Source organism: Roseovarius autotrophicus, assembly GCF_018069895.1.
Classification (GTDB): domain Bacteria; phylum Pseudomonadota; class Alphaproteobacteria; order Rhodobacterales; family Rhodobacteraceae; genus Roseovarius; species Roseovarius autotrophicus.
Genome location: NZ_JAGQDH010000003.1, coordinates 36124 through 58477, shown reverse-complemented (window position 1 = coordinate 58477; position 22354 = coordinate 36124). Strand labels below are relative to the sequence as shown.

Annotated in this window: 27 protein-coding genes and 1 riboswitch; of the genes, 10 read left to right on the top strand and 17 right to left on the bottom strand. The window is 64.6% G+C overall.

Annotated elements, in window-relative coordinates; all coding sequences use genetic code 11:
- Positions 1-5: 5 nt before the first annotated feature.
- Positions 6-623 carry a LysE family translocator gene (locus KAK09_RS04885; protein WP_210877748.1) on the bottom strand — a complete coding sequence of 206 codons (618 nt, stop codon included), beginning with the start codon at positions 621-623 and terminating at the stop codon, positions 6-8.
- A 10-nt stretch (positions 624-633) separates the two neighbouring features.
- Positions 634-1206 (bottom strand): helix-turn-helix domain-containing protein, encoded by a 573-nt coding sequence (locus tag KAK09_RS04880; RefSeq protein WP_210877746.1) that lies wholly within the window; start codon positions 1204-1206, stop codon positions 634-636.
- 117 nt (positions 1207-1323) lie between these two features.
- Between KAK09_RS04880 and rnr the strand changes: the two genes are divergently transcribed.
- Both rnr and KAK09_RS04870 read left to right on the top strand, forming a co-directional pair.
- On the top strand, positions 1324-3579 hold the full coding sequence (gene rnr / locus KAK09_RS04875; protein ID WP_210877744.1) for a ribonuclease R: 2256 nt from the start codon (positions 1324-1326) through the stop codon (positions 3577-3579).
- A 187-nt stretch (positions 3580-3766) separates the two neighbouring features.
- A complete protein-coding gene (locus tag KAK09_RS04870) occupies positions 3767-5089 on the top strand; it encodes a lytic murein transglycosylase (RefSeq protein WP_210877742.1) in 1323 nt (440 codons plus the stop codon).
- Between the two features lie 6 nt (positions 5090-5095).
- Here the strand turns inward: KAK09_RS04870 and KAK09_RS04865 are convergent, their stop codons facing one another.
- From KAK09_RS04865 to KAK09_RS04840, 6 genes are all read right to left on the bottom strand, one after another.
- Entirely contained in the window at positions 5096-5449 is a 354-nt protein-coding gene (locus KAK09_RS04865) for an H-type lectin domain-containing protein (RefSeq protein ID WP_210877741.1), read from the bottom strand.
- A 113-nt stretch (positions 5450-5562) separates the two neighbouring features.
- Positions 5563-5988, bottom strand: coding sequence for a F0F1 ATP synthase subunit epsilon (locus KAK09_RS04860; RefSeq protein ID WP_210877740.1), 426 nt, complete (start codon positions 5986-5988; stop codon positions 5563-5565).
- 49 nt (positions 5989-6037) lie between these two features.
- A complete protein-coding gene (gene atpD / locus KAK09_RS04855; RefSeq protein ID WP_210877738.1) occupies positions 6038-7462 on the bottom strand; it encodes a F0F1 ATP synthase subunit beta in 1425 nt (474 codons plus the stop codon).
- Positions 7463-7480: 18 nt separating this feature from the next.
- A complete protein-coding gene (locus KAK09_RS04850; protein ID WP_210877736.1) occupies positions 7481-8356 on the bottom strand; it encodes a F0F1 ATP synthase subunit gamma in 876 nt (291 codons plus the stop codon).
- Between the two features lie 15 nt (positions 8357-8371).
- Complete coding sequence (atpA, locus tag KAK09_RS04845) at positions 8372-9910, bottom strand: F0F1 ATP synthase subunit alpha (RefSeq protein ID WP_210877734.1); 1539 nt, start codon at positions 9908-9910, stop codon at positions 8372-8374.
- Positions 9911-10477 (bottom strand): F0F1 ATP synthase subunit delta, encoded by a 567-nt coding sequence (locus KAK09_RS04840; RefSeq protein WP_210877732.1) that lies wholly within the window; start codon positions 10475-10477, stop codon positions 9911-9913.
- 395 nt (positions 10478-10872) lie between these two features.
- Between KAK09_RS04840 and KAK09_RS04835 the strand changes: the two genes are divergently transcribed.
- The 6 genes from KAK09_RS04835 (at position 10873) to KAK09_RS04810 (ending at position 14731) form a co-directional block, all read left to right on the top strand.
- A complete protein-coding gene (locus KAK09_RS04835; RefSeq protein WP_210877730.1) occupies positions 10873-11328 on the top strand; it encodes a universal stress protein in 456 nt (151 codons plus the stop codon).
- Positions 11329-11415: 87 nt separating this feature from the next.
- Complete coding sequence (locus KAK09_RS04830; protein ID WP_210877728.1) at positions 11416-11976, top strand: NifU family protein; 561 nt, start codon at positions 11416-11418, stop codon at positions 11974-11976.
- Complete coding sequence (gene tsaB / locus KAK09_RS04825) at positions 11966-12532, top strand: tRNA (adenosine(37)-N6)-threonylcarbamoyltransferase complex dimerization subunit type 1 TsaB (RefSeq protein WP_210877727.1); 567 nt, start codon at positions 11966-11968, stop codon at positions 12530-12532. The genes KAK09_RS04830 and tsaB overlap by 11 nt, the downstream gene beginning before the upstream one ends.
- On the top strand, positions 12522-12923 hold the full coding sequence (locus KAK09_RS04820) for a GNAT family N-acetyltransferase (protein WP_210877726.1): 402 nt from the start codon (positions 12522-12524) through the stop codon (positions 12921-12923). The genes tsaB and KAK09_RS04820 overlap by 11 nt, the downstream gene beginning before the upstream one ends.
- 135 nt (positions 12924-13058) lie before the next feature.
- Complete coding sequence (locus tag KAK09_RS04815) at positions 13059-13976, top strand: sulfite exporter TauE/SafE family protein (protein ID WP_210877724.1); 918 nt, start codon at positions 13059-13061, stop codon at positions 13974-13976.
- Positions 13976-14731 carry a TIGR02186 family protein gene (locus KAK09_RS04810; protein WP_210877723.1) on the top strand — a complete coding sequence of 252 codons (756 nt, stop codon included), beginning with the start codon at positions 13976-13978 and terminating at the stop codon, positions 14729-14731. The genes KAK09_RS04815 and KAK09_RS04810 overlap by 1 nt, the downstream gene beginning before the upstream one ends.
- Before the next feature lie 10 nt (positions 14732-14741).
- On the opposite strand, the gene KAK09_RS04805 is transcribed toward KAK09_RS04810, so the two are convergent.
- Positions 14742-15599, bottom strand: a complete 858-nt coding sequence (locus tag KAK09_RS04805) for an NAD-dependent epimerase/dehydratase family protein (protein WP_210877721.1) — start codon at positions 15597-15599, stop codon at positions 14742-14744.
- A 134-nt stretch (positions 15600-15733) separates the two neighbouring features.
- Positions 15734-15854, top strand: a riboswitch (TPP riboswitch).
- A gap of 106 nt (positions 15855-15960) precedes the next feature.
- On the opposite strand from KAK09_RS04805, the gene thiC reads away from it, so the two are divergent.
- Positions 15961-17775, top strand: a complete 1815-nt coding sequence (thiC, locus tag KAK09_RS04800; RefSeq protein ID WP_210877719.1) for a phosphomethylpyrimidine synthase ThiC — start codon at positions 15961-15963, stop codon at positions 17773-17775.
- A gap of 65 nt (positions 17776-17840) precedes the next feature.
- Here thiC and rplT read toward each other — a convergent pair whose 3' ends face one another.
- From rplT to KAK09_RS04785, 3 genes are all read right to left on the bottom strand, one after another.
- A complete protein-coding gene (rplT, locus tag KAK09_RS04795) occupies positions 17841-18206 on the bottom strand; it encodes a 50S ribosomal protein L20 (protein WP_210877717.1) in 366 nt (121 codons plus the stop codon).
- A 14-nt stretch (positions 18207-18220) separates the two neighbouring features.
- Entirely contained in the window at positions 18221-18421 is a 201-nt protein-coding gene (gene rpmI, locus KAK09_RS04790; RefSeq protein WP_210877716.1) for a 50S ribosomal protein L35, read from the bottom strand.
- Positions 18422-18705: 284 nt separating this feature from the next.
- On the bottom strand, positions 18706-19176 hold the full coding sequence (locus KAK09_RS04785) for a DsbA family protein (RefSeq protein ID WP_247651075.1): 471 nt from the start codon (positions 19174-19176) through the stop codon (positions 18706-18708).
- A gap of 137 nt (positions 19177-19313) precedes the next feature.
- Between KAK09_RS04785 and KAK09_RS04780 the strand changes: the two genes are divergently transcribed.
- Positions 19314-20021 (top strand): vWA domain-containing protein, encoded by a 708-nt coding sequence (locus KAK09_RS04780; RefSeq protein WP_210877715.1) that lies wholly within the window; start codon positions 19314-19316, stop codon positions 20019-20021.
- Positions 20022-20033: 12 nt separating this feature from the next.
- Here KAK09_RS04780 and KAK09_RS04775 read toward each other — a convergent pair whose 3' ends face one another.
- The 5 genes from KAK09_RS04775 to rplF all read right to left on the bottom strand — a co-directional run bounded on the left by KAK09_RS04775 (position 20034) and on the right by rplF (position 22343).
- Positions 20034-20468, bottom strand: a complete 435-nt coding sequence (locus KAK09_RS04775; RefSeq protein WP_210877714.1) for a GFA family protein — start codon at positions 20466-20468, stop codon at positions 20034-20036.
- A 192-nt stretch (positions 20469-20660) separates the two neighbouring features.
- Entirely contained in the window at positions 20661-20849 is a 189-nt protein-coding gene (gene rpmD / locus KAK09_RS04770; RefSeq protein WP_210877713.1) for a 50S ribosomal protein L30, read from the bottom strand.
- 12 nt (positions 20850-20861) lie between these two features.
- The gene (rpsE, locus tag KAK09_RS04765; RefSeq protein WP_210877712.1) at positions 20862-21425 is read right to left on the bottom strand and encodes a 30S ribosomal protein S5; all 564 of its coding nucleotides are present in this window, start codon (positions 21423-21425) and stop codon (positions 20862-20864) included.
- Between the two features lie 13 nt (positions 21426-21438).
- Positions 21439-21798, bottom strand: a complete 360-nt coding sequence (rplR, locus tag KAK09_RS04760) for a 50S ribosomal protein L18 (protein ID WP_210877711.1) — start codon at positions 21796-21798, stop codon at positions 21439-21441.
- A gap of 11 nt (positions 21799-21809) precedes the next feature.
- Positions 21810-22343, bottom strand: a complete 534-nt coding sequence (gene rplF, locus KAK09_RS04755) for a 50S ribosomal protein L6 (protein ID WP_210877710.1) — start codon at positions 22341-22343, stop codon at positions 21810-21812.
- Positions 22344-22354: the final 11 nt, after the last annotated feature.

The following is a 22354-nucleotide window of genomic DNA, read 5'->3' as shown; positions in this document are numbered from 1 at the left end:
CGATACTAGCGCCCCGGCATGGCGGCACTGCCGAGCACCACGCCGTAGCCGATGAATAGCGCGGCCATGATCCGCCGCAGCCAGACGTTGAACACCGCCCCGAGCGCCGCGCGCCCCAGCCCCGCGCCAAGGGCGGTAAAGCCGGTATAGCTGAGCGCGGTGATGGTAAGGGCGGTGGGAAAGATTACCCCCATCTGATCCCAGATCGGCACGCCCGGCTGCACGAACTGGCTGAAGGCTGCGAGATAGCCCGCGACGCTCTTGGGGTTGATGGTGGCGATGAGGAAAGCACGCCAGAAGACCGAACCGCCGGGGCGCGCAGCGGCCTGCACAGGGTGCCTCGCCATGATCCAGCCGCGCAGACCGAGCCATATCAGCACCCCCGCACCGAGCAGTTTCGCCACCTCGAAGGCCATGGGCGCAGCGGCGATGAGGGCGGTGATCCCCGCCGCCGAAAGAGTAAGAAACAGCGTCGCCTGCGTCAGGATCGCCGCCACCGCCCAGAGGCCACGGCGAAAGCCCACACTCATGCCGGTCTGAATGCAATTGACATGGTTCGGCCCCGGCGTGGTGACGAACACCGCCCAGAAGAGCGCAAAGACGGTCCATGCCTCAAAGCTCATGCGCGCGGCCTCAATAAACCGGCGGGGCGATCACCCAGATCGCCACGCACGGCATGTCATAGGGATTTGCCCAGGCGTAAGGCTCGCCACGAAAGCGGAAACTGTCGCCGGGACCAACGGTAAAGCGCCGCGCGCCGATGGTCAGGTCAAGCCGCCCCGAGACGATATAGCCCACCTCCTGCGTCGGGCGCTGCGCCGGGCGCTGCATTTGTGACCGGGGCAGGAAGGTGGAGTGGATCACTTCGAAATCGTCGGTGAGATCGGGCGAGAGCAATTCCTCGATCAACCCCTCCTCGCCCGATCCCATGGCGCGGCGCGCGCCCGCGCGCACCACATAGCCCTTTTCCTCGGCCAGCCCGCCCGCGTGACCGAACAGAAGCGACATCGGCACGCCGAGGATTTCCGCCACCTGCCGCAAATCGCTGATCGAGGGCTGCGACAGGTCGCGCTCCACCTGAGACAGCCAGCCCACCGACCGCCCGAGCCGCGCCGCAAGATCGGCAAGCGTCAGCCCGCGCGCCTTGCGCAGCGCGCGCAGGTCGGCGCCAAGGCTGCCGGCGTTCTCGATGCGGTGCTCGTCCATGCGCCCCCAGTGAAAAAATTGATAATTTTTTCATGCTGCCCCGAGCGTCGTGAAAACGCAAGCGGTTTTCGCGGTTTCCCGGATGACGGCCCGCGCGCATCGTGCTAGGGGCGGGACATGAGCCAGTTGCCCTCCAAGGCGGAGATCCTGCAATGGATTTCCGACCACCCGACCCTCACCTCGAAACGTGACATAGCCAAGGCTTTTGGCATCAAGGGCGCGTCGCGGATCGACCTCAAGCGCGTGCTGCGCGAGCTCGAATCCGAGGGCCATCTGGAAAAGCGCAAGAAAACATACCGCGATCCCGAACGCCTGCCGCCGGTGAGCGTGCTGCAGATCTCTGGCCAAACCCCCGATGGCGAGTTGCTGGCGCGCCCGCTTGAATGGCATGGCGAGGGGGTGGAGCCGGTCGTTCTGATGCTGCCGCGCGCCGCCGATCCGGCCATCGCGACAGGCGACCGCATCCTGGCAAAATTGCAGGAGGTGCGCGGTGAACCGCATCATTACGAAGCGCGCCTGATCCGGCGCATCGGCACCAACCCCCGGAGGGTGCTGGGTATTTTCCGCAAGAGCGCCGAGGGCGGGCGCATCCTGCCCATCGACAAGGGTGAAGGGCGCGAATGGCTGGTCGCCGCCGAGGCGACGGGGGGCGCGCAGGATGGCGAACTGGTCGAGGGCGAGCAGGCTGGGCCCGCAGGTCGGCTGGGCCTTCCGCGCGCGCGGGTGCTCGACCGGCTGGGCAATCCTTCCGCACCCAAGGCCGTCTCGCTCATCGCCATCCATCAGCATGGCATCCCCGACCAGTTTCCCGACGCGGTGATCGCCGAGGCCGACGCGATGAAGCCTGCCGGATTGAAGGGCCGCGAGGATTTGCGCGACCTGCCGCTCATCACCATCGACCCCTGGGATGCGCGCGACCACGACGACGCGGTTTACGCCCATGCCGATGACGACCCCGCTAATCCCGGCGGCCATGTGATCTGGGTGGCCATCGCCGATGTGGCGCATTACGTGCGCCCCGGCGCGGCGCTCGATACCGAGGCGAGGAAGCGCGGCAATTCCAGCTATTTCCCCGACCGGGTGGTGCCGATGCTGCCCGACCGGCTGTCGGGCGATCTGTGCTCGCTGCATGAGGGCGTGCCGCGCCCCTGTCTTGCGATGCGCATGACCATTGACGCCGAGGGCACCAAGACCGGGCATCGTTTTGTGCGCGGCCTCATGCGATCGGCGGCGTCGCTGACCTATGAGCAGGTTCAGGCGGCGATGGACGGTGCGCCCTGCGACAAGGCCGGGCCGCTGGTTGAGACGGTGATTCGTCCGCTCTACGCCGCCCATGCCGCGCTTGTCGCGGCGCGCAAGCGCCGTCAGCCGCTCGATCTGGATTTGCCCGAACGCAAGGTGGTCCTCAGCGAAGCAGGCGAAGTGATCTCGGTGCGTTATGCCGAGCGATTCGAGGCGCACCGCCTGATCGAGGAATGCATGGTCCTCGCCAATGTCGCCGCCGCCGAAACGTTGATCGCGAAGAAAATGCCGCTGCTGTTCCGGGTGCATGAGGAGCCAAGCCCCGAAAAGCTCGACGCGCTGCGCGAGGTGGCGCAGGCGGCGGGGCTGACGCTGGCCAAGGGGCAGGTGCTGCGCACCGCGCATCTCAACGCACTTTTGCACGCCGCGCGCGGCACCGATCACGCCGAGATCATCAACATGTCCACCCTGCGCTCGATGACGCAGGCCTATTACGCGCCGCAGAATTTGGGCCATTTCGGCCTTGCGCTGCGGGCCTATGCGCATTTCACCTCGCCCATCCGGCGCTACGCGGATCTGGTGGTGCATCGCGCACTCATCGCGGCGCATGGCTGTGGCAAGGACGGGCTGAGCGCCGAGGAGGTGGAACGGCTGGAGCACACCGCGCAACACATCTCCGACACCGAACGCCGCTCGATGATGGCCGAGCGCGACACCAATGACCGCTATCTCGCCGCCTTCCTTGCGGAGCGTCTGGGCGAGGATTTCACCGGGCGGATCAGCGGCATCGCGCGCTTTGGCGTCTTCGTGAAGCTGGACGAGACCGGGGCGGACGGCCTCATCCCGATGCGCGCCCTGGGGCACGAATATTTCCATTTCGACCCCGGCAATGGCACCCTCATGGGGGCCGAGACGGGCCGGGTGATCGCGCTTGGCCAGCGGGCGACGGTGCGCCTTGCCGAGGCCGCGCCGGTCTCGGGCGGGCTGACCTTTGACCTGATCGAGCTTGAGGGCGTGCATGTCCCGCGCGGCCCGTCTAAAGCGCGCGGCAAACCGCCCCGCCGCAAGCTTGCTGCCGCCCGCGCCAAGGCCGCCAAGCTCAAGCGCAAGGCGGCCCGCAAGCGGGTGTGACGCCTACACCGCCGCCAGCAGCACCGCCATATAGACCAGATAGGCCAGCATCATCGCTGCGCCCTCGCGCCGGGCGGCCCCGGTTCAAGTGTGCGGCAAAGATAATTTCGGCAAAGGCGGGATTGCTTTCGGAACGGAAACAATCGCGCTATCATGGGGCCAACGACCAGCAGGCGGAGGCAGGGCAATGCGGGCAGGACTGATCGGGCTTTCGGGGCTCATTCTCATCATCGGCGGCGTGGCGCAGGCCGCGGTGACGGAATCTCTGCGGCCGCAGGTGCGGCCCGGCGCGGGACTGGAACCGGTGGCCGCGGTCATGTCGGTGGATGTTCCTGTGCGCAGCCTGCGCCCGCAGGCCCGCCCCGAGGGCGCGGCGCGGGTGGTTCTGGCCAGCGGGCACGCGGGCTTTGACCGCTGGATCGCCGGTTTCCGGGGCCGCGCGCTCTCTCAGGGGATCAGCGCGCGCGTCTTCGACCGCGCCTTTCAGGGCGTGCGCTATGACCCCGAGGTAGTGGCCAAGGACCGCAACCAATCCGAATTTCGCCGCGAGATCTGGGACTATCTCGACAGTGCCGTCTCACCCGTCCGGGTCGAGAACGGGCAAAACGCGCTGCGACGGCACCGCCGCACGCTTGAGCGGATCGAGGCGCATTACGGCGTTGAAAAAGAAGTCGTCACCGCCGTCTGGGGCCTTGAAAGCACCTATGGCGAGCGTCTGGGCGACCTTTCGCTCATCCAGTCCATGGCGACGCTGGCCTTTGACGGGCGGCGCGGGGCGTTCTTTGAAAAGCAACTGATCGCCGCGCTGCAAATCCTGCAATCGGGCGATGTGACGCCCGAGAACATGAAAGGGTCCTGGGCCGGGGCCATGGGGCATACCCAGTTCATGCCAACATCATATCTGGCCTATGCGGTGGATTTCACCGGCGACGGCAAGCGTGACATCTGGTCGGACAATCCCACCGACGCGCTCGCCTCCACCGCCGCCTATCTCAAGCGGTTCGGCTGGAAAAAGGGGATGCCCTGGGGGATCGAGGTGCGGGTGCCGCGCGGCGCATCCTTTGGCGATACCAAGCGGATGCCCTCTGACTGGGCGGCGCAGGGCGTCGTCGGACTCGACGGACGGGCGGTGCGCGACTTTGGTTCCGCGCGCATTTTTCAGCCCGCAGGCGCGGCGGGGCCGTCCTTCATGGTCTTTGCCAATTTCGACGTGATCAAGCGTTACAACAACTCCAATGCCTATGCGCTCGGGGTGGGGCATCTTGCCGACCGGATCGGCGGCGGAGCCGAGATTCAGGCGGCTTGGCCACGCGGCTACGATGCGCTCAGCTTTGACGAGCGCAAGGAGATGCAGCGCCACCTTCAGGCCAAAGGCTATGGGATCGAAAAGATCGACGGCATCGTGGGGCCGAACACGGTGAACGCCATCCGCTCGTTTCAGGCTTCGGTCGGCGTAGCGCAGGATGGGCTACCCTCGCAGCAACTTCTGGCGCTGTTGCGGCGGTCCTGAGCGCGCTCACTCGACCTCGGGCCAGTCATCGTCATGATGCGCCGCACCAATCGCCATCCAGCGCACGCGCACGCGCGCCACGCGGGTATCGCCCCAGGTTCGAAACACCACGTCAAAACCCTCGGTCGTCACGTTTTCGGCGCTGATATCCATGCGCGCATTGGTGCCACTGTCGGTATCCCAGAGAGAAAGCGCCACATGCACCATGGGTGCGGCGCGAAAGGCGGCGCGAAAGGCGATATGCTTGCGCCGTTCGCGCGCGCCAGCGCCCGTCCACATCTTGCCGCCATGGGCATAGTCGGTGAACAGAACCTCGTCACCCTGCGCGACGCCGATGGCCTCTCGGAGAAATACCTGCATGACGGCCTCACTTGAATTCCAAGCCCCTGTAATAGGGATTCCCGACAAATTTATGAAAGAAAAAAGTAAAAGGGCCGCACCGGGCGGCCCTTTGATCTTTCGTTGTGCAGGGCTCAGCGCGCCGAGAGGCCGATTTCGTCGCCAATGGCGACCATGTCGGCCAGAAGCTTCGCGGCATCATCCACGACGCCCGCCTCACCGGAGCGGCTCTCCTGTGCGTGCGCCAGACGGTCGGTCGCCTCATCCACCAGGGCCTTGAACGTCTCTGTGGTCATGTCCTCACGCGCTATGGCGCGTTCGGCCAGAACCGACACGCTGTCACCGCTGATTTCGGCAAAGCCGCCGGTAACGACGAATTCACGCGCGCCCTCGGCGTCCGTAACCCGGACGATGCCGGGGCGCAGCGTGGTGATGAGCGGGGCGTGATCGGCCATGGCCGTCAGATCGCCCTCGGCCCCCGGAATCTGCACCTCGCGCGCGGCGACAGAGGCGAGACGACGCTCGGGGCTCACCAGATCGAATTGCACTGTCTCAGCCATTACGGCCTCCTTTCGGGGTGTGGGGCGGGCCTGGGGCCCGCCTCAAGGCTCAGGCGGCAGCGGCAGCCATGCGCTCGGCCTTGGCGATCACGTCGTCGATCCCGCCGACCATGTAGAATGCCCCTTCGGGCAGGTGGTCGTATTCACCGGCGACAACCGCCTTGAACGAGCGGATGGTTTCCTCAAGCGGCACCTGAATGCCGTCCGAGCCGGTAAACACCTTGGCCACGTCGAAGGGCTGCGACAGGAATCGCTGGATTTTCCGGGCGCGGGCCACGGTCAGCTTGTCCTCTTCCGAAAGCTCGTCCATCCCGAGAATGGCGATGATGTCCTGAAGCGACTTGTAGCGCTGAAGGATCCCCTGCACGTCGCGCGCCACCTTGTAGTGTTCCTCGCCCACGATCTGCGGGTCCATCAGGCGCGAGTTGGAATCGAGCGGGTCCACGGCGGGGTAGATGCCAAGCTCGGAAATCGCACGCGACAGAACGGTCGTGGCGTCAAGGTGGGCGAAGGTGGTGGCCGGGGCCGGGTCGGTCAGGTCGTCCGCAGGCACATAGACGGCCTGAATGGAGGTGATCGAGCCCTGCTTGGTCGAGGTGATACGTTCCTGCATCGCGCCCATGTCGGTGGCCAGCGTCGGCTGATAGCCCACGGCCGAAGGGATGCGGCCCAGAAGCGCCGACACCTCGGAACCCGCCTGGGTAAAGCGGAAGATGTTGTCCACGAAGAACAGAACGTCCGTGCCCGACTGGTCGCGGAATTGCTCGGCCAGCGTGAGGCCGGTCAGGGCCACACGGGCACGCGCGCCCGGCGGCTCGTTCATCTGGCCGTAAACGAGGGCCACCTGGCTCTCCGCAAGGTTGTCGGGCTTGATCACGTTGGATTCGATCATCTCGTGATAGAGGTCGTTGCCCTCACGGGTCCGCTCGCCCACACCGGCGAAGACAGAATAACCCGAGTGCACCTTGGCGATGTTGTTGATCAGTTCCATGATGAGAACCGTCTTGCCCACACCCGCGCCGCCGAAGAGGCCGATCTTGCCGCCCTTGGCGTAAGGCGCGAGCAGGTCCACCACCTTGATGCCGGTTTCGAGGATCTCGGACTCGGTTGACTGCTCGCTGAACTCCGGCGCGGGCTGGTGGATCGAGCGGTATTCCTTGGCTTCGATCGGGCCGCCCTCGTCCACCGGCTCGCCGATGACGTTGAGGATGCGGCCAAGCGTGGCGTCACCCACCGGCACCGAGATCGGGCCGTCGGTGTCGCGCACTTCCTGACCGCGCACGAGACCTTCGGTCGCGTCCATGGCGATGGTGCGCACGGTGTTCTCGCCGAGGTGCTGCGCCACTTCAAGCACGAGACGCTTGCCGTTGTTGTCGGTTTCCAGTGCGTTCAGGATCGCGGGCAGGTGATCGCCGAACTGCACGTCCACCACGGCGCCGATGACCTGGGTCACTTTGCCTTTTGCTTTTGCCATTTTTCGTCTCCGGTTTTCTTACAGCGCCTCGGCGCCGGAAATGATTTCAATCAGCTCGTTGGTGATCACGGCCTGACGCGAGCGGTTGTATTCGATGGTCAGCTTGTCGATCATCTCGCCGGCGTTGCGGGTGGCGTTGTCCATGGCGGACATGCGCGCGCCCTGCTCGGAGGCCCCGTTCTCCAGCAGCGCGCTGAAGATCTGCGTGGCCACGCCGCGCGGCAGAAGATCGGCAAGGATCGCCTGCTCGTCGGGCTCGTAATCGTAGAAGCTGCCTGTATCCACCGCTTCGGCCTCGCCCACATCGGCGGGTATGACCTGCTGCATCGTCGGGATCTGGCTTACCACGTTTTCGAAGCGGGCGTAGAAGATTCTCGCCACGTCGAACTCTCCGGCGTCGAACCGCTTGAGCACCTTGGCTGCGACCGCCTGCGCCTCGGCATAGCCGATGCGCTTGACCTCCGAGAGGTCCACATGCTCGATGAAATACGCGCCGAAATCGCGCCTCATCGCGTCGCGGCCCTTCTTGCCGACGGTCAGGATCTTCACGGATTTGCCCTGGCCCAGCAGGTTCGCTGCCTCGGCCTTGGCAAGCTTGGCGATGTTGGCGTTGAAGCCACCGCAAAGCCCACGCTCGGCGGTCATCACCACCAGAAGATGCACCTTGTCCGAACCCGTGCCGGCCAGAAGGCGCGGCGCGTTCGCGGCGTCACCCACCGAGGCGGCAAGCTTGGCCATCACGGCGTTGAAGCGTTCGGTGTAAGGCCGCGACATTTCCGCGGCCTCCTGAGCGCGGCGAAGCTTCGCCGCGGCGACCATCTGCATGGCCTTGGTGATCTTGCGGGTCGATTTGACCGACTCGATCCTGTTCTTGAGGTCCTTGAGAGAGGGCATTGCCTGATCTCCCCGTTACGCGAAGTCGGCGGCGAATTCGTCCAGCGCAGCCTTGATCTTGTCTTCGGCCTCACCCTTGATCTTCGGATCCTCTGTGGTGATGTAGTCGAGAAGGTCCTGGTGCTTGCCGCGCAGGTGCTTGATGAGGCCCTGCTCGAAGCGCCCCACGTCGCCGACGCCGATCTTGTCGAGATAGCCATTGGTGCCCGCATAGATCACGCAGACGATCTCGGCATTGGTCAGCGGCGAATACTGCGGCTGCTTCATCAGTTCTGTCAGGCGCGCGCCACGGTTCAAAAGCTGCTGCGTCGCCGCGTCGAGATCCGAGCCGAACTGTGCAAAGGCCGCCATCTCGCGGTATTGCGCCAGTTCCAGCTTGACCGGGCCGGCAACCGATTTCATCGCGTTGGTCTGCGCCGACGAGCCCACGCGCGACACCGAAAGACCCGTGTTCACGGCGGGGCGGATGCCCTGATAGAACAGTTCGGTTTCAAGGAAGATCTGCCCGTCGGTGATCGAGATCACGTTGGTCGGAATAAAGGCCGACACGTCGCCGCCCTGCGTCTCGATGATCGGCAGCGCGGTGAGCGAGCCGGAGCCGTTTTCTTCGTTGAGCTTGGCCGAGCGTTCCAGCAAACGGGAGTGGAGGTAGAACACGTCGCCCGGATAGGCTTCGCGGCCCGGCGGGCGGCGCAGCAGCAACGACATCTGGCGATAGGCCACGGCCTGCTTGGACAGGTCATCGTAGATGATGAGCGCGTGACGGCCATTGTCGCGGAAATGCTCGGCCATGGCGGTGGCGGAGTAGGGCGCGAGATATTGCATCGGCGCGGGGTCCGAGGCGGTAGCGGCAACCACGATGGAATAGGCCATCGCGCCCGATTCCTCAAGCTTCTTCACAAGTTGCGCCACGGTCGAACGCTTCTGACCGATGGCGACATAGACGCAATAGAGCTTCTTGCTCTCGTCGTCGCCAGCGGCCTCGTTATAAACCTTCTGGTTGAGGATCGTGTCGAGCGCAACGGCGGTCTTGCCGGTCTGGCGGTCGCCGATGATCAGTTCCCGCTGGCCACGCCCGATCGGGATCATGGCGTCCACCGACTTGAGGCCGGTCGCCATCGGCTCGTGCACCGATTTGCGCGGGATGATGCCGGGGGCCTTCACGTCAGCCAGACCGCGCGTCTTGGTGTCGATCGGACCCTTGCCGTCAAGCGGGTTGCCGAGGCCGTCCACGACCCGGCCAAGCAGTTCGTCGCCAACCGGCACGTCCACGATGGACTTGGTGCGCTTGACGGTGTCGCCTTCCTTGATGTCGCGGTCCGAGCCGAAGATAACGACACCGACATTGTCGCTCTCGAGGTTGAGCGCCATGCCCATGATCTTGCCCGGGAACTCCACAAGTTCGCCGGCCTGCACGTTGTCAAGCCCATGGACACGCGCGATCCCGTCCCCGACCGAGAGCACCCGACCGATCTCGGCCACCTGGGCCTCCTGGCCGAAATTCTTGATCTGGTCCTTCAGGATCGCAGAAATCTCTGCTGCTTGGATACCCATTTATCCGACCTCTTTCATTGCATTCTGGAGGGAATCGAGCCGCGAGCGGATCGAGGTGTCGATCATCTTCGAGCCCACTTTGACAACAAGACCGCCGATGAGGCTTTCATCGACGGTCGTTTTCAGTTTGACATCGCGCCCGATGCGCGCCTTGAGCGTCTTGGCAAGCTTGTCGGCCTGTGCCTTCGAGAGCACCTTGGCGGTTGTGACCTCGGCGCTGACCTCGCCCTTGTCCTCGGCGATCATGTCACCCAGAAGCGCGACAAGCTGCGGCATCACGAACAGCCGGCGATTGGCCGCCATAAGGGCAAGGCCGTTCTTCAACGCGGCCACAAGCTTCATCCTGTCGGCGATGGCGGCGATGGCCGCGCCCTGCTCGTCCCGGCTCAGCACCGGCGAGGCGATGAGCGCGCGCAGATCGGCGCTTGCCTCAAGGACTGCGGAAAGGTCGTCGAGATTGCTTTCGAGCTTGGCGAGCGATTTGCTCTCACGGGCAAGCTCGAAGATGGCCGTGGCATAGCGCGCGGCAATGCCGGAAGAAATCGAAGCTGGTTCGGACACGTCCACCCTTCCGCTTTTGTGGCCCCGGTTTGCTCTCGTGACGCCACGTCACGACCGGGGGCGTTGTGATGTGATGCAACTTGCGAAACATCCAAATTCGGCTGCGGTGTAGCAGAGGCTTTGCTGTCGGGCAAGCAGGTTGGAAGTGATTGTATACCATTGAATACCACACTATTTCAATGACTTGATACAAGTGCGACCGAATGCGCGTCCGGGCCTTGCGAAAAAAGATGAGTTTTGCGCACCTCGACCCGCGGAAATCCCCCGCAGATTCCCCCCGTAACGGCATCTGGCGTTCAAATCAGGGGCAACCCTTCGCGCCACGAAGGCGCGCTGTTGCGTGCCATGTTGCCCTGTCGCACGTTCCGCGTCATGATGCGCCGTCGCAAGGAGACACGATCATGCGCAAGTTTCTCGTGGTGCTCGATGACAGCCGCGAATGTCTCAACGCCATGCGCTTTGCCGCCATGCGCGCCGCCCATACCGGGGGCGGGGTGGCAATCCTGTCAGTGATCGCGCCCGAGGAGTTCAACCACTGGATCGGCGTGGGCGATCTCATGCGCGAGGAAGCGCGCGAGCGCGTCGAGGCGCATTTCGAGGTTTTCGCCAAATGGATGCGCGACAAGCAGGGCATCGACCCCGAACTTGTCATCCGCGAGGGCGAGGCCGTGACCGAGATCATCGACCATGTGCAGCAGGACCCCGAAATCGGAGTGCTCGTCCTTGGCGCGGCGTCGAGCAAGAAGGGGCCGGGACCGCTCGTGACCCAACTCACGCGCAACGCGGGCACCCTGCCCATTCCAATCACCATCGTACCCGGCGACCTGAGCAAGGAGAGGCTCGAGGCGATCACCTGAATGGGCGCAGTTTAGAATTGTTCCAAACCTTGACTCGCAGCCCCGCGGCGCGCATATCTGACAAGGCGAACAGAAAGGGGCGTTGCCATGTTCATCCAGACCGAATCCACCCCCAACCCGGCCACGCTCAAGTTCCTGCCCGGTCAGGCGGTCCTTGGCACGGGCACCGCCGATTTCCCGAGCGCCGATGGGGCCGATGCCTCGCCGCTTGCTGCGCGCATCTTCAAGGTGCCGGGCGTCACGGGCGTGTTCCTCGGCAACGATTTCGTTACCGTGACCAAGGGCGATGGCACCGAATGGGACCATGTAAAGCCCGCCATCCTCGGCGCGATCATGGAGCATTACCAGTCCGGCCAGGCGGTGATGACCGGCGAAGGCGGGGCCTCTGGCCATGCCGCCCACAGCGGCGAGGATTCAGATATTGTCAATCAGATCAAGGAATTGCTTGATACTCGCGTGCGTCCAGCCGTGGCGCAGGACGGCGGCGACATCACCTTTCACGGGTTCGAGCGCGGCGTTGTCTACCTGCACATGCAGGGTGCTTGCGCAGGCTGCCCCTCGTCCACCATCACCCTGAAGATGGGGATCGAGAACCTCTTGCGGCATTACATCCCCGAAGTAACCGAGGTGCGCCCGGTTGGCCTCTGACGATCTCGTTCTGGGCTTTGACACATCGGCCGCGCATTGCGCGGCCGCTTTGCTTGCGGGCGACCGGGTGCTGGCATGGCGTGCCGAAGAGATGGGGCGCGGGCAGGCGGAACGCCTGATGCCGCTGCTGGGGGCGGTGCTGGCCGAGGGTGGTGCCACATGGCGTGACCTTGCCCGGATCGGCGTAGGCATCGGCCCCGGCAACTTTACCGGTATCCGCATTGCCGTGGCCGCCGCGCGCGGCCTCGCCCTCTCACTCGAGATTCCCGCCATCGGGGTAAGCACCTTCGACGCAATCCGCGCTTCTGGCGGCACCGGAACACCTGCTGTCCCTGCCCCGCGCGGCATGGTCCATGTTGCCACCCCGGCGCTTGTCCCCGCCGAAAGCGTGGCCGATCCGCTCGGACCGCCCACCCCGGCGTGTCTTGCACAACTCATCGCGAAGCTTGCACAAGTCGCGCCCGAGGGCGGCCCGCCGCCCGCACCACTCTATCTGCGCCCCGCCGATGCCGCGCCCGCCCGCGACGCGCCGCCGGTGATCCTCGATGACGCCTGAGGCATTCGCCACGGCCCATGCCCGCGCCTTTGCCGAAGAGGGGCGCGCGTGGTCGGCAGACGAGTTCACGGCGCTTCTCGCCTCGCCTCTCAATTTCGTCACCGGCGACGCGCACGGCTTTGCCCTTGGGCGCGTGATCGCCGATGAGGCGGAACTTCTCACTCTCGCCACCGATCCCGACTGCCGCCGTCAGGGCCGCGCCCGCGCCTGCCTATCAGCCTTTGCCGCAGAGGCCCGCGCGCGCGGCGCGGTCACGGCGTTTCTGGAAGTGGCCGAGGACAACACGGCAGCGCTGGCGCTCTATAAAGGTGCCGGGTTCACGGAAATCGCCCGCCGGGCGGGCTATTATCCGGGTGGGCGCGCGGCGGTGGTGATGCGCAAGAGCCTGTGATCTTCGATACCGCGCGCGCCCATTCGTTCACCAATCACGAAATCTGAATCCTGATAACAAGAATTGATCGACCGCCAGGCGGCGCGCTTGCCGCGCCCGCTTGCATGGCCAATGCAGATAAGGCTATGGATACCCATGCAGATCTACCTCCCCATAGCCGAGGTTTCGGTCAACGCCTTCCTGCTTCTGGGGCTGGGCGGGATCGTGGGTATCCTGTCGGGCATGTTCGGCGTGGGTGGCGGGTTCCTGATGACGCCCTTGCTGTTCTTCATCGGCATTCCACCCGCCGTCGCCGTGGCGACCGAGGCCAATCAGATCGTTGCCTCGTCCTTTTCCGGGGTTCTCGCCCATCTCAGGCGAAAGACCGTGGATCTCAGGATGGGAACGGTGCTGCTCGTCGGCGGCCTGATCGGGGCGGCGATCGGCGTGGTGATCTTCAACTATCTGAAATCGCTGGGACAAGTCGATCTTCTGGTGAAGCTCTGCTATGTCGTCTTTCTCGGCGTGATCGGCGGGATGATGTTCGTCGAAAGCCTGCGTGCGATTCGCCGCACCCGGCGGGGCGCGCCGCCCGCTCGCAAGAAGCACGGCTGGGTGCACGGGCTGCCCTTCAAGATGCGGTTTCGCACCTCGGGGCTTTACATCTCGGTCATTCCGCCGGTTCTGGTGGGGGTGAGCGTCGGCATCCTCGCCGCGATCATGGGGGTCGGCGGTGGCTTCATCATGGTGCCGGCGATGATCTACCTTCTGGGCATGCCGACCAAGGTGGTCGTGGGGACCTCGCTTTTCCAGATCATCTTCGTGACCGCCTTCACCACGCTTCTGCACGCCACCACCAACTACACCGTTGATGTGGCGCTGGCGGTGCTTCTGCTTGTCGGCGGGGTGATCGGGGCGCAGATCGGGGCGATGATCGGAACGCGGATGAAGGCCGAACAACTGCGCATTCTTCTGGCCATCATGGTGCTGGCGGTCTGCTCGAAGCTGGCGCTCGATCTGCTGCTGACACCCTCGGAGCTGTATTCCATCGCCTCCGGCGCGGGGGGACACTGATGCTGCGTCTGGCCATTCTCCTGAGCCTTCTGGCCCTGCCTTTGAAGGCCGAGGAGGTCGTGCTGGGGCTGTCGAGGGACAAGGTGGCAATCACCGCCACGTTCGAAGGCTCGGAGATCCTGATATTCGGCGCCGTCAAGCGCGAGGCACCCATTCCCGATATTCCGCTTGATGTGGTGATCACCGTCGCCGGCCCGTCACTGCCCGTGACCGTCCGGCGCAAGGACCGCCGCTTCGGTATCTGGGTCAACACCGATACCGTGCGACTCGACGCGGCGCCCACATTCTATGCCGTCGCCACCACCGGGCCGCTCGACATGGTCCTGAGCGCCACCGAGGATCTGCGCCACCGCGTCTCGATCCCGCGTGCGATCCGCTCGGTTGGCGCGGCAAGCATGGCCGAGGATGCCGAGCGCTTTACCGAGGCGCTGATCCGCATCCGCCGCGAACAGGACGCCTATCAACTTCGGGAAAACACTGTCTCGTTTGACGAACAGACGCTGTTTCGCACCGCGATCAGCCTGCCTGCGAACCTGACCGAAGGCACCTATCCCGCCCGCATCTTCCTGACGCGCGAGGGGCGTGTTGTATCGCGGTTGGAGACAGTGATCGACGTGCACAAGGTAGGGCTGGAACGCTGGCTATTCACCCTCTCGCGTGAAAAGCCGCTGCTTTATGGCCTGATGTCGCTGGCCATTGCCATCGCGGCGGGCTGGGGGGCATCGGCGGCATTTCAGGTGCTGCGACGCGGCTGATCGCGACGGTTCAAGTCGCCACTTCAAGCCATTGCCGGACCATCTCGGCGGGATCGCCATCCTCGGGCGCAAACCCGTGAAGCCTGGCCAGCCGCGTGCAATCAAGCGTGATGCGCTGATGCGCCGCCTCTGGCGCGGGACGGGGCTGGATCGCGGCCCCCGCCGCCAACGCCAGAGACGCCATGCTCACAGGCTGCGGCGCAGCAAGATTGAGAACGGGCGGCAGCAGGCCGTCATGCCCGCACAGCGTGTCAATCGCCTCGGCCATGGTGCGCGGCCCTATATAAGAGCGCAGCGGCCCCTCGCCATCGGCAAAGACATCAAGCGTGATCGCCCCCTCGCCCCGCCCCACGTTCAGAAGCAGTGCATCCGCCCCTGCCACATTCCCGATCCGTAATGCGCAGACCTCAAGCCCCCGATCACGCCACGCCCTGCCCGCCGCTTCCATATCGAGCTTGGCCGCGCCATAGGCATTGGCGGGCGCACAGGGGGCTTCCTCGGCAAGGTGCTCGCCCGGCCCGTAAACCGCCGAGGACGAGGCGAGCAGCACCCGCGTGATGCCCGCGCGGTCAGCCGCCTCAAGCATCGCCTCGGCAAGCATCCGGTTCTGCGCCAGATCCCGGCCCTCGCCCGGCACCACCCCCGCCAGCATCACCAGCGCCCGGAACGATGCGCCGCTCTGCGCCTGATGATCGAGAAGCGCGCGCGGCCCCTTCAGCGGATCCCAGAGCAGTGCCCCCTCGGGTGCCGCCGCGCGATGCTGCGCCACCACCGCAGCGCGCCCACCCGGCCAGTGCCGCAGCACCATCCGCCCGACCCGCCCCGAGGCGCCGGTCAGAAGAACCCGTGCGCGCGCCTTGTCCGTCATGCTCTACCTTCTTTCCAGGGACCTGAGCCGCCCCGGCCTCTTGCGGTCTATCAATCAATGGTGCTTCTCGACAAGAGACAGACCGACGAGCCACCGCCGCTTTCCCTTGAACCGGGGAGAGCGGTGATCTAACGTCAGCCTTGCAGGGGAGTCCCGCCTTGGGGACTGAGAGGCTGACAGGCGGCAACGCCGGTGACGCGACCCTTTGAACCTGATCCAGTTGATACTGGCGTAGGAAGCTGACGACGGGTGCGCGCATTGTGCGCCTTCGTCCGAAAACGGGACGCGGCCCTGTGCCCCCCTACCTTCCCGGCCACGGCTCATCTGGTCTCTTTGAAACCGTGTCTCGAGGAGCACCAAATTGAACGTTCCGAACAATGTCATCGCCCCGCGCGTGACCACCGGCCCCCTGCCCGCGTCGCGCAAGATCTATGTCGCCGGCACACTACACCCCGATATCCGCGTGCCAATGCGCGAGATTTCCACCCATCCCACTGCGGGTGAGGCCCCCCTGCCCGTCTATGACAGTTCCGGGCCATATACGGACCCAGAGGCCGCTACCGACATCGCCCGTGGCCTGCCACCCCTGCGCCGTGACTGGATCATGGCGCGCGGCGATGTGGAATTGTATCAAGGGCGCGATGTGAAGCCCGAGGATAACGGATTTGTCAGCGGTGACCGGCTCGTGCCGGAGTTCCCGATGCGGCCCCGCCCCCTGCGCGGCAAGGGCTGCGCGGCACCGACGCAACTGGCCTATGCGCGCGCCGGGATCATCACGCCCGAGATGGAATTCGTGGCCATCCGCGAAAACCAGTTGCGCGAACTGACCCCCTGTCACCGCGACGGCAACGACTGGGGCGCGAACATCCCCGATTATGTGACGCCCGAATTCGTGCGCTCCGAGATTGCCGCAGGCCGCGCCATCATCCCGGCCAATATCAACCACCCGGAACTGGAACCGATGATCATCGGTCGCAATTTTCTGGTCAAGATCAACGCCAATATGGGCACCTCTGCCGTCACCTCGTCAATGGAGGAGGAGGTGGAAAAGCTGGTCTGGGCGATCCGCTGGGGTGCTGATACGGTGATGGACCTCTCGACCGGGCGCAATATCCACAACACCCGCGAATGGATCATCCGCAATTCCCCCGTGCCCATCGGCACGGTGCCGATCTATCAGGCGCTGGAAAAGGTCAATGGCGTGGCCGAAGACCTGACATGGGAGGTGTTCCGCGACACGCTGATCGAACAGGCCGAACAGGGCGTGGATTACTTCACCATCCACGCGGGCGTGCGTCTGCATATGGTGCCGATGACGGTGGACCGGGTGACGGGGATCGTGTCGCGCGGCGGGTCGATCATGGCGAAATGGTGCCTGCATCACCACCGCGAGAGCTTTCTCTATGAGCATTTCGAGGAAATCTGCGACATCTGCCGCCAATATGACGTGAGCTTTTCACTGGGCGACGGGCTGCGCCCCGGTTCCATCGCCGATGCCAATGACGCGGCGCAATTCGCGGAACTGGAGACACTGGGGCAACTGACCAAGATCGCATGGGCCAAGGACTGTCAGGTGATGATCGAAGGGCCGGGCCATGTCGCCATGCACAAGATCAAGGAGAACATGGAAAAACAGCTTGAATGCTGTCACGAGGCGCCGTTCTACACGCTCGGGCCGCTCACCACCGACATTGCGCCGGGTTATGACCATATCACCTCTGGCATCGGGGCGGCGATGATCGGCTGGTTCGGCTGCGCGATGCTGTGTTATGTCACGCCCAAGGAACATCTGGGCCTGCCCGACCGCGACGATGTGAAAACCGGCGTCATCACCTACAAGATCGCGGCCCATGCCGCCGACCTCGCCAAGGGCTTGCCGGGGGCGCAGCGGCGCGACGATGCCCTTTCCCGCGCGCGGTTCGAATTCCGCTGGGAGGATCAGTTCAACCTCTCGCTTGATCCCGACACCGCCCGCGATTTCCACGATCAGACCCTGCCGAAAGAGGCGCATAAGGTGGCGCATTTCTGCTCGATGTGCGGGCCGAAATTCTGCTCGATGAAGATCAGCCACGACATCCGCGCCGAGGCACAGAAAGAGGGCATGGCGGCGATGGCCGAAAAATTCCGCGAAGGCGGCGATCTTTATGTGCCGCTTGCCTCTGGCGATGATGCGTGAAACGAAAATCGCCGCCCGGCTCTGACGCCGGGCGGCGGTCTCAAGTCCCTCGTTCGTGTCTTTGTTCAGGCAGCGAGCGCCTGCTTGGCCTGATCGACGATAGCGCCGAATGCCGCCGGTTCGTGCACCGCTAGATCGGCCAGAACCTTGCGGTCCACCTCGACCCCGGCAAGAGCCAGGCCGTTGATGAAGCGCGAATAGGTCAGCCCCTCGTCATGGGCACGCACGGCGGCGTTGATCCGCTGGATCCAGAGCGCGCGGAAATTCCGCTTGCGCACCTTGCGGTCGCGCGTAGCGTATTGATTGGCCTTGTCCACCGCCTGGGCGGCCACCTTGAAGGTGTTCTTGCGACGGCCGTAATAGCCTTTTGCCGCCTTGAGGACTTTCTTGTGACGGGCGTGGGTAACGGTCCCACCTTTGACGCGTGACATGTTTCAAATCCTCCTTAGCGCGCGTAGGGCATCATCGGCTTGATGATCTGCTCATCAGCCTTGCTGAGCGTGGTGGTGCCACGCGCGTTGCGGATGAATTTGTTGGTCCGCTTGATCATGCCGTGCCGCTTACCGGCCTGAGCGGTTATGATCTTTCCGGTAGCGGACACCTTGAACCGCTTCTTGCAACTCGATTTGGTCTTCATCTTGGGCATTTCCGGCTCCTCTTTCGGTCGGTAGATTCGCCAGCCTCGGCATGCCACTACTGGCCGGACCGGCGGAATGAGCGTGGGCTATACGCGCTCGACCTGAAGAATGCAAGAGGCTGCGCGCGGGGTTATCCACCGACCGGCGGATTGCGCCAGCGCGACGGGGCAAAGGGGGCGGCAAGCGCGCGCTCTAACATTTCCAGCCGGTCCTGCCCGTAGAACGGATCGCCCGCCACGACATAAGTGGGCGAGCCGAAGACCGGCAGGGCGATGGCCTCGGCCGTATTCGATCAGTATATTGTCTGTATGGCATCGGTGCACGCGGCGCTCAGAATCGTGTCGGGATCCAGGCCGCACCCGGCGATGAGCGGGGCCAAAGCCGCAGGATCAGAGATGTCAGCATCATCGCGCCAATGCGCCTGAAGGATGGCATAGGAAAGCGCATCGGCCCCCTCCTCGGCGGCGATGATCGCGCCGCTGGCTAGCGCGAGCGGCGCGTCGTGATAGGTGGGGCGGTGGCGGATAATCTCGACATCGCGCAGTTCGGACCAGCGTTCGATCTCGCGCCCGAAGAAGTAATCCACATGCGCCTGCGTTCGCGCGGCGAAAGGCCGCCCGCCCGCCGCCTCGATCACCGGAGACAGCTCGATCGGCTTGTGAACAAGCCGCACGCCATGGGCGTCGCAGATCTCGTAGAGCCGCCGCGCCCCGAGCCAGGCATAGGCGGAATGGGCCGAGTAATAATAGTCGATCACGGTCATGGGCAGAGTCTATGGCGCGGGGCAGCGGGGGGCAAGCGCGCCTCTCGCGTCGCCGCCCGACGGGCTGCACCTCACGCGGGTTTGATCTGGACCGGGCAGGCGCGGGGTTTACATTAACGGCACCCGGAGGAGACCCGATGCGCGCGCTGCCCCTTGCCCTTGGCCTGATGGCCGCCCTGCCCTCTGATGTCGCCTCGGCGGGATGCACGCGCGATGCGATGCTGGTCTTTGACGGTTCGGCCTCGATGGGCGAGCTTGGCCATGATCCGACCGCACCCACACGGATCGTCGAGGCGCGCCAGGCGGTGCACCGCGCCCTGCCCGGGATTGAACCGCTGCGCCGGATCGGCCTTCTGACCTACGGGCCGGAGGGTGCGGATGGTTGTTCGGGCGTCACGCTGCACTTTGCGCCCATGGCCGATGCCGGGGCGGCGGTGGCCGATGGGATCGATGCGCTCTCGCCCGGCGGGCTGACACCGCTGGCGGGTTCAGTGGCGGCGGCGATTGAGGTGCTGGGGCCGGAAGGTATCGTGGTGCTGGTCACCGATGGCAACGAAACCTGCGGCGGCACACCCTGCGCGCTTGGCGCCCGGCTAGCGGCGGAGCGGCCCGGCCTCACCGTGCATGTAATCGGCTTTCGCGTGGTGCATGATCCGTTCTCGTGGAACAGCCCCGAGGCCACCCTTTTTGACGGGCAGACGGTGGCCAAATGTCTATCGGATGCCACCGGCGGGCTTTACGTGGCGACCGAGACGGTGGGGGAACTGGTCGTTGCGCTGCGCGAGACACTCGGATGCGCGCTCATCGGGCAGATGTGGCTTATGCCGGGCCACAACCCGGCATAAGCCATCTTGCAATCACACCGGTTCGGGCCAGGTGAAATCCGGGCGCAACCCCTCGTAGACGGGTCGCCCGTCATTCGGGCGCGGCACGCCGCTCGCGGGGTCGTAGAAAGCGTGATAAGGAGCGGGCGCGATCTGGTCGCCATAGCCCATGAGGTTGGGCACGATGACACGGATTCGCCGCTGCTTGTCGTCGAGCATGATCGGTGCGCCACATTCACCGCAGGTGCAGAGCTCAAGCGGGCCGTCGGGGTTCTTGGCGTTGAAGGGCTGGCGCTTGAGTCCGGCCTCGTTATCGACCACCACATCGCCGTGGCGGAAGAACACGACATGGGTGGTGTCCTGCCCGGTCACGCCCTTGCAGACCGAACAGTGACAGGTGTGGTTGTCGACCGGTTCGTGATCGACATGGGTGTGGATATGGCTGCATCCACCAGCATAATGAGTCATCGAGGCTCCTCCCTGAGCGGGCGCGGCTTGCCGCGCGAACGCGCCGACGGCACGCCAGCGCCCGGACGCAACGGGAAAGTAGCACGCTCAAGGGCGACGCGGGCAGCGCGACAAAGGAATCGCGTAATGGTATAACGTAAGGCGCCCCGGCCTTTGGGGCCGGGGCGCCTTTTCAGGATGGTTCACCCAACCTTACTCTTTTTCTTCGATGATCTGAACGAGATGCGGGATCTTGTTGACCATGCCGCGCACCGAGGGGGTATCCTCAAGCTCGCGGGTCTTGTGCATCTTGTTGAGCCCCAGCCCGATCAGCGTGCGGCGCTGAATGTCCGGGCGGCGGATCGGCGAGCCGATCTGCTTGACGACGATGGTTTTTGCCATGTTCCGGTCTCCTTACGCGTCTGCCGCTTCGGCAACCGGGGCGTCATCCTTGCGCAGGATATCGGCCACCTTCTTGCCACGGCGCTGCGCCACCATGCGCGGGCTGGTCTCCTTGCGGAGACCGTCCAGCGTGGCGCGGATCATGTTGTAGGGGTTCTGCGAGCCGGTCGATTTCGCGACCACGTCCTGAACGCCCAACATCTCGAACACGGCGCGCATCGGGCCCCCGGCGATGATGCCGGTCCCGTGCGGCGCGGTGCGCATCACCACGCGGCCCGCGCCATGGCGGCCCTCGATGTCGTGATGCAGCGTCCGGCCCTCGCGCAGCGGAACGCGCATCATGGCGCGCTTGGCCGCTTCGGTGGCCTTGCGGATGGCCTCGGGAACTTCCTTGGCCTTGCCCTTGCCAAAGCCCACGCGGCCCTTCTGATCGCCCACGACCACGAGCGCAGCAAAGCCGAAGCGCTTGCCGCCCTTCACGGTCTTGCTGACGCGGTTGATCGCAACGAGACGATCGGCGAATTCCGGAGCTTCCTCGCGGTCGCGACGGTCGCGGCGGTTGTCTTCTCTTGCCATATCTCTCGTCTCCTCAGATCTTCAGGCCGGCATCGCGCGCGGCATCTGCCACGGCCTTGACCCGGCCATGAAACAGAAAGCCGCCACGGTCGAAATAGGCCTCGGTGACGCCGGCATTCTTCGCCCGTTCGGCGATGAGCTCGCCGACCTTGGCCGCCGCCTCGACCGTGCATTTGCCGACAAGGCCCAGATCCTTCTCGAGGGTCGAGGCCGAAGCCAGCGTCACGCCCTGCACATCGTCGATGAGCTGCGCACTGATGTTCTTGTTGGACCGGTGAACCGAGAGGCGCACGCGCCCCGCATTCACTTTCCGCAGTTTGTTCCGAACGCGCAGGCGGCGTTTCTGGAACAGTTTTCTCTTGCTGTTTGCCATCTGTCGCGTCCTTATTTCTTCTTGCCTTCCTTCTGGAAGATATACTCGTCCTTGTAGCGGATGCCCTTGCCCTTGTAGGGTTCGGGACGGCGCCAGTCGCGGATATTGGCCGCGACCTGACCGACGAGCTGCTTATCGGTGCCTTCCACGACCAGTTCGGTCTGCTTGGGCGCCGTCACGGTCACACCGTCGGGGATCGTGAAATCCACGTCATGCGAGTAACCGAGATTGAGCTTGAGCACATTGCCCTGAATCGCAGCACGGTAGCCCACGCCGCGAATTTCCAGCTCTTTCTTGAACACGTCCTTGGCACCGTGCACCATGTTGGCGATGACCGTGCGGGTCATGCCCCATTGCTGGCGCGCGCGCTTGGACTTGCCGCGCGGCGTCACCGCGATCTGGCCATCGGCGATGGTGATCGTGACGTCGTCGGTGGCAGTAAAGGTCTTGGTGCCCTTGGGGCCCTTCACCTCGATGATCTGCCCCGAGAGCGAGGCAGAGACGCCATCGGGCAGGTCCACGGGTTTCTTGCCGATACGAGACATTCGCGCAGCCT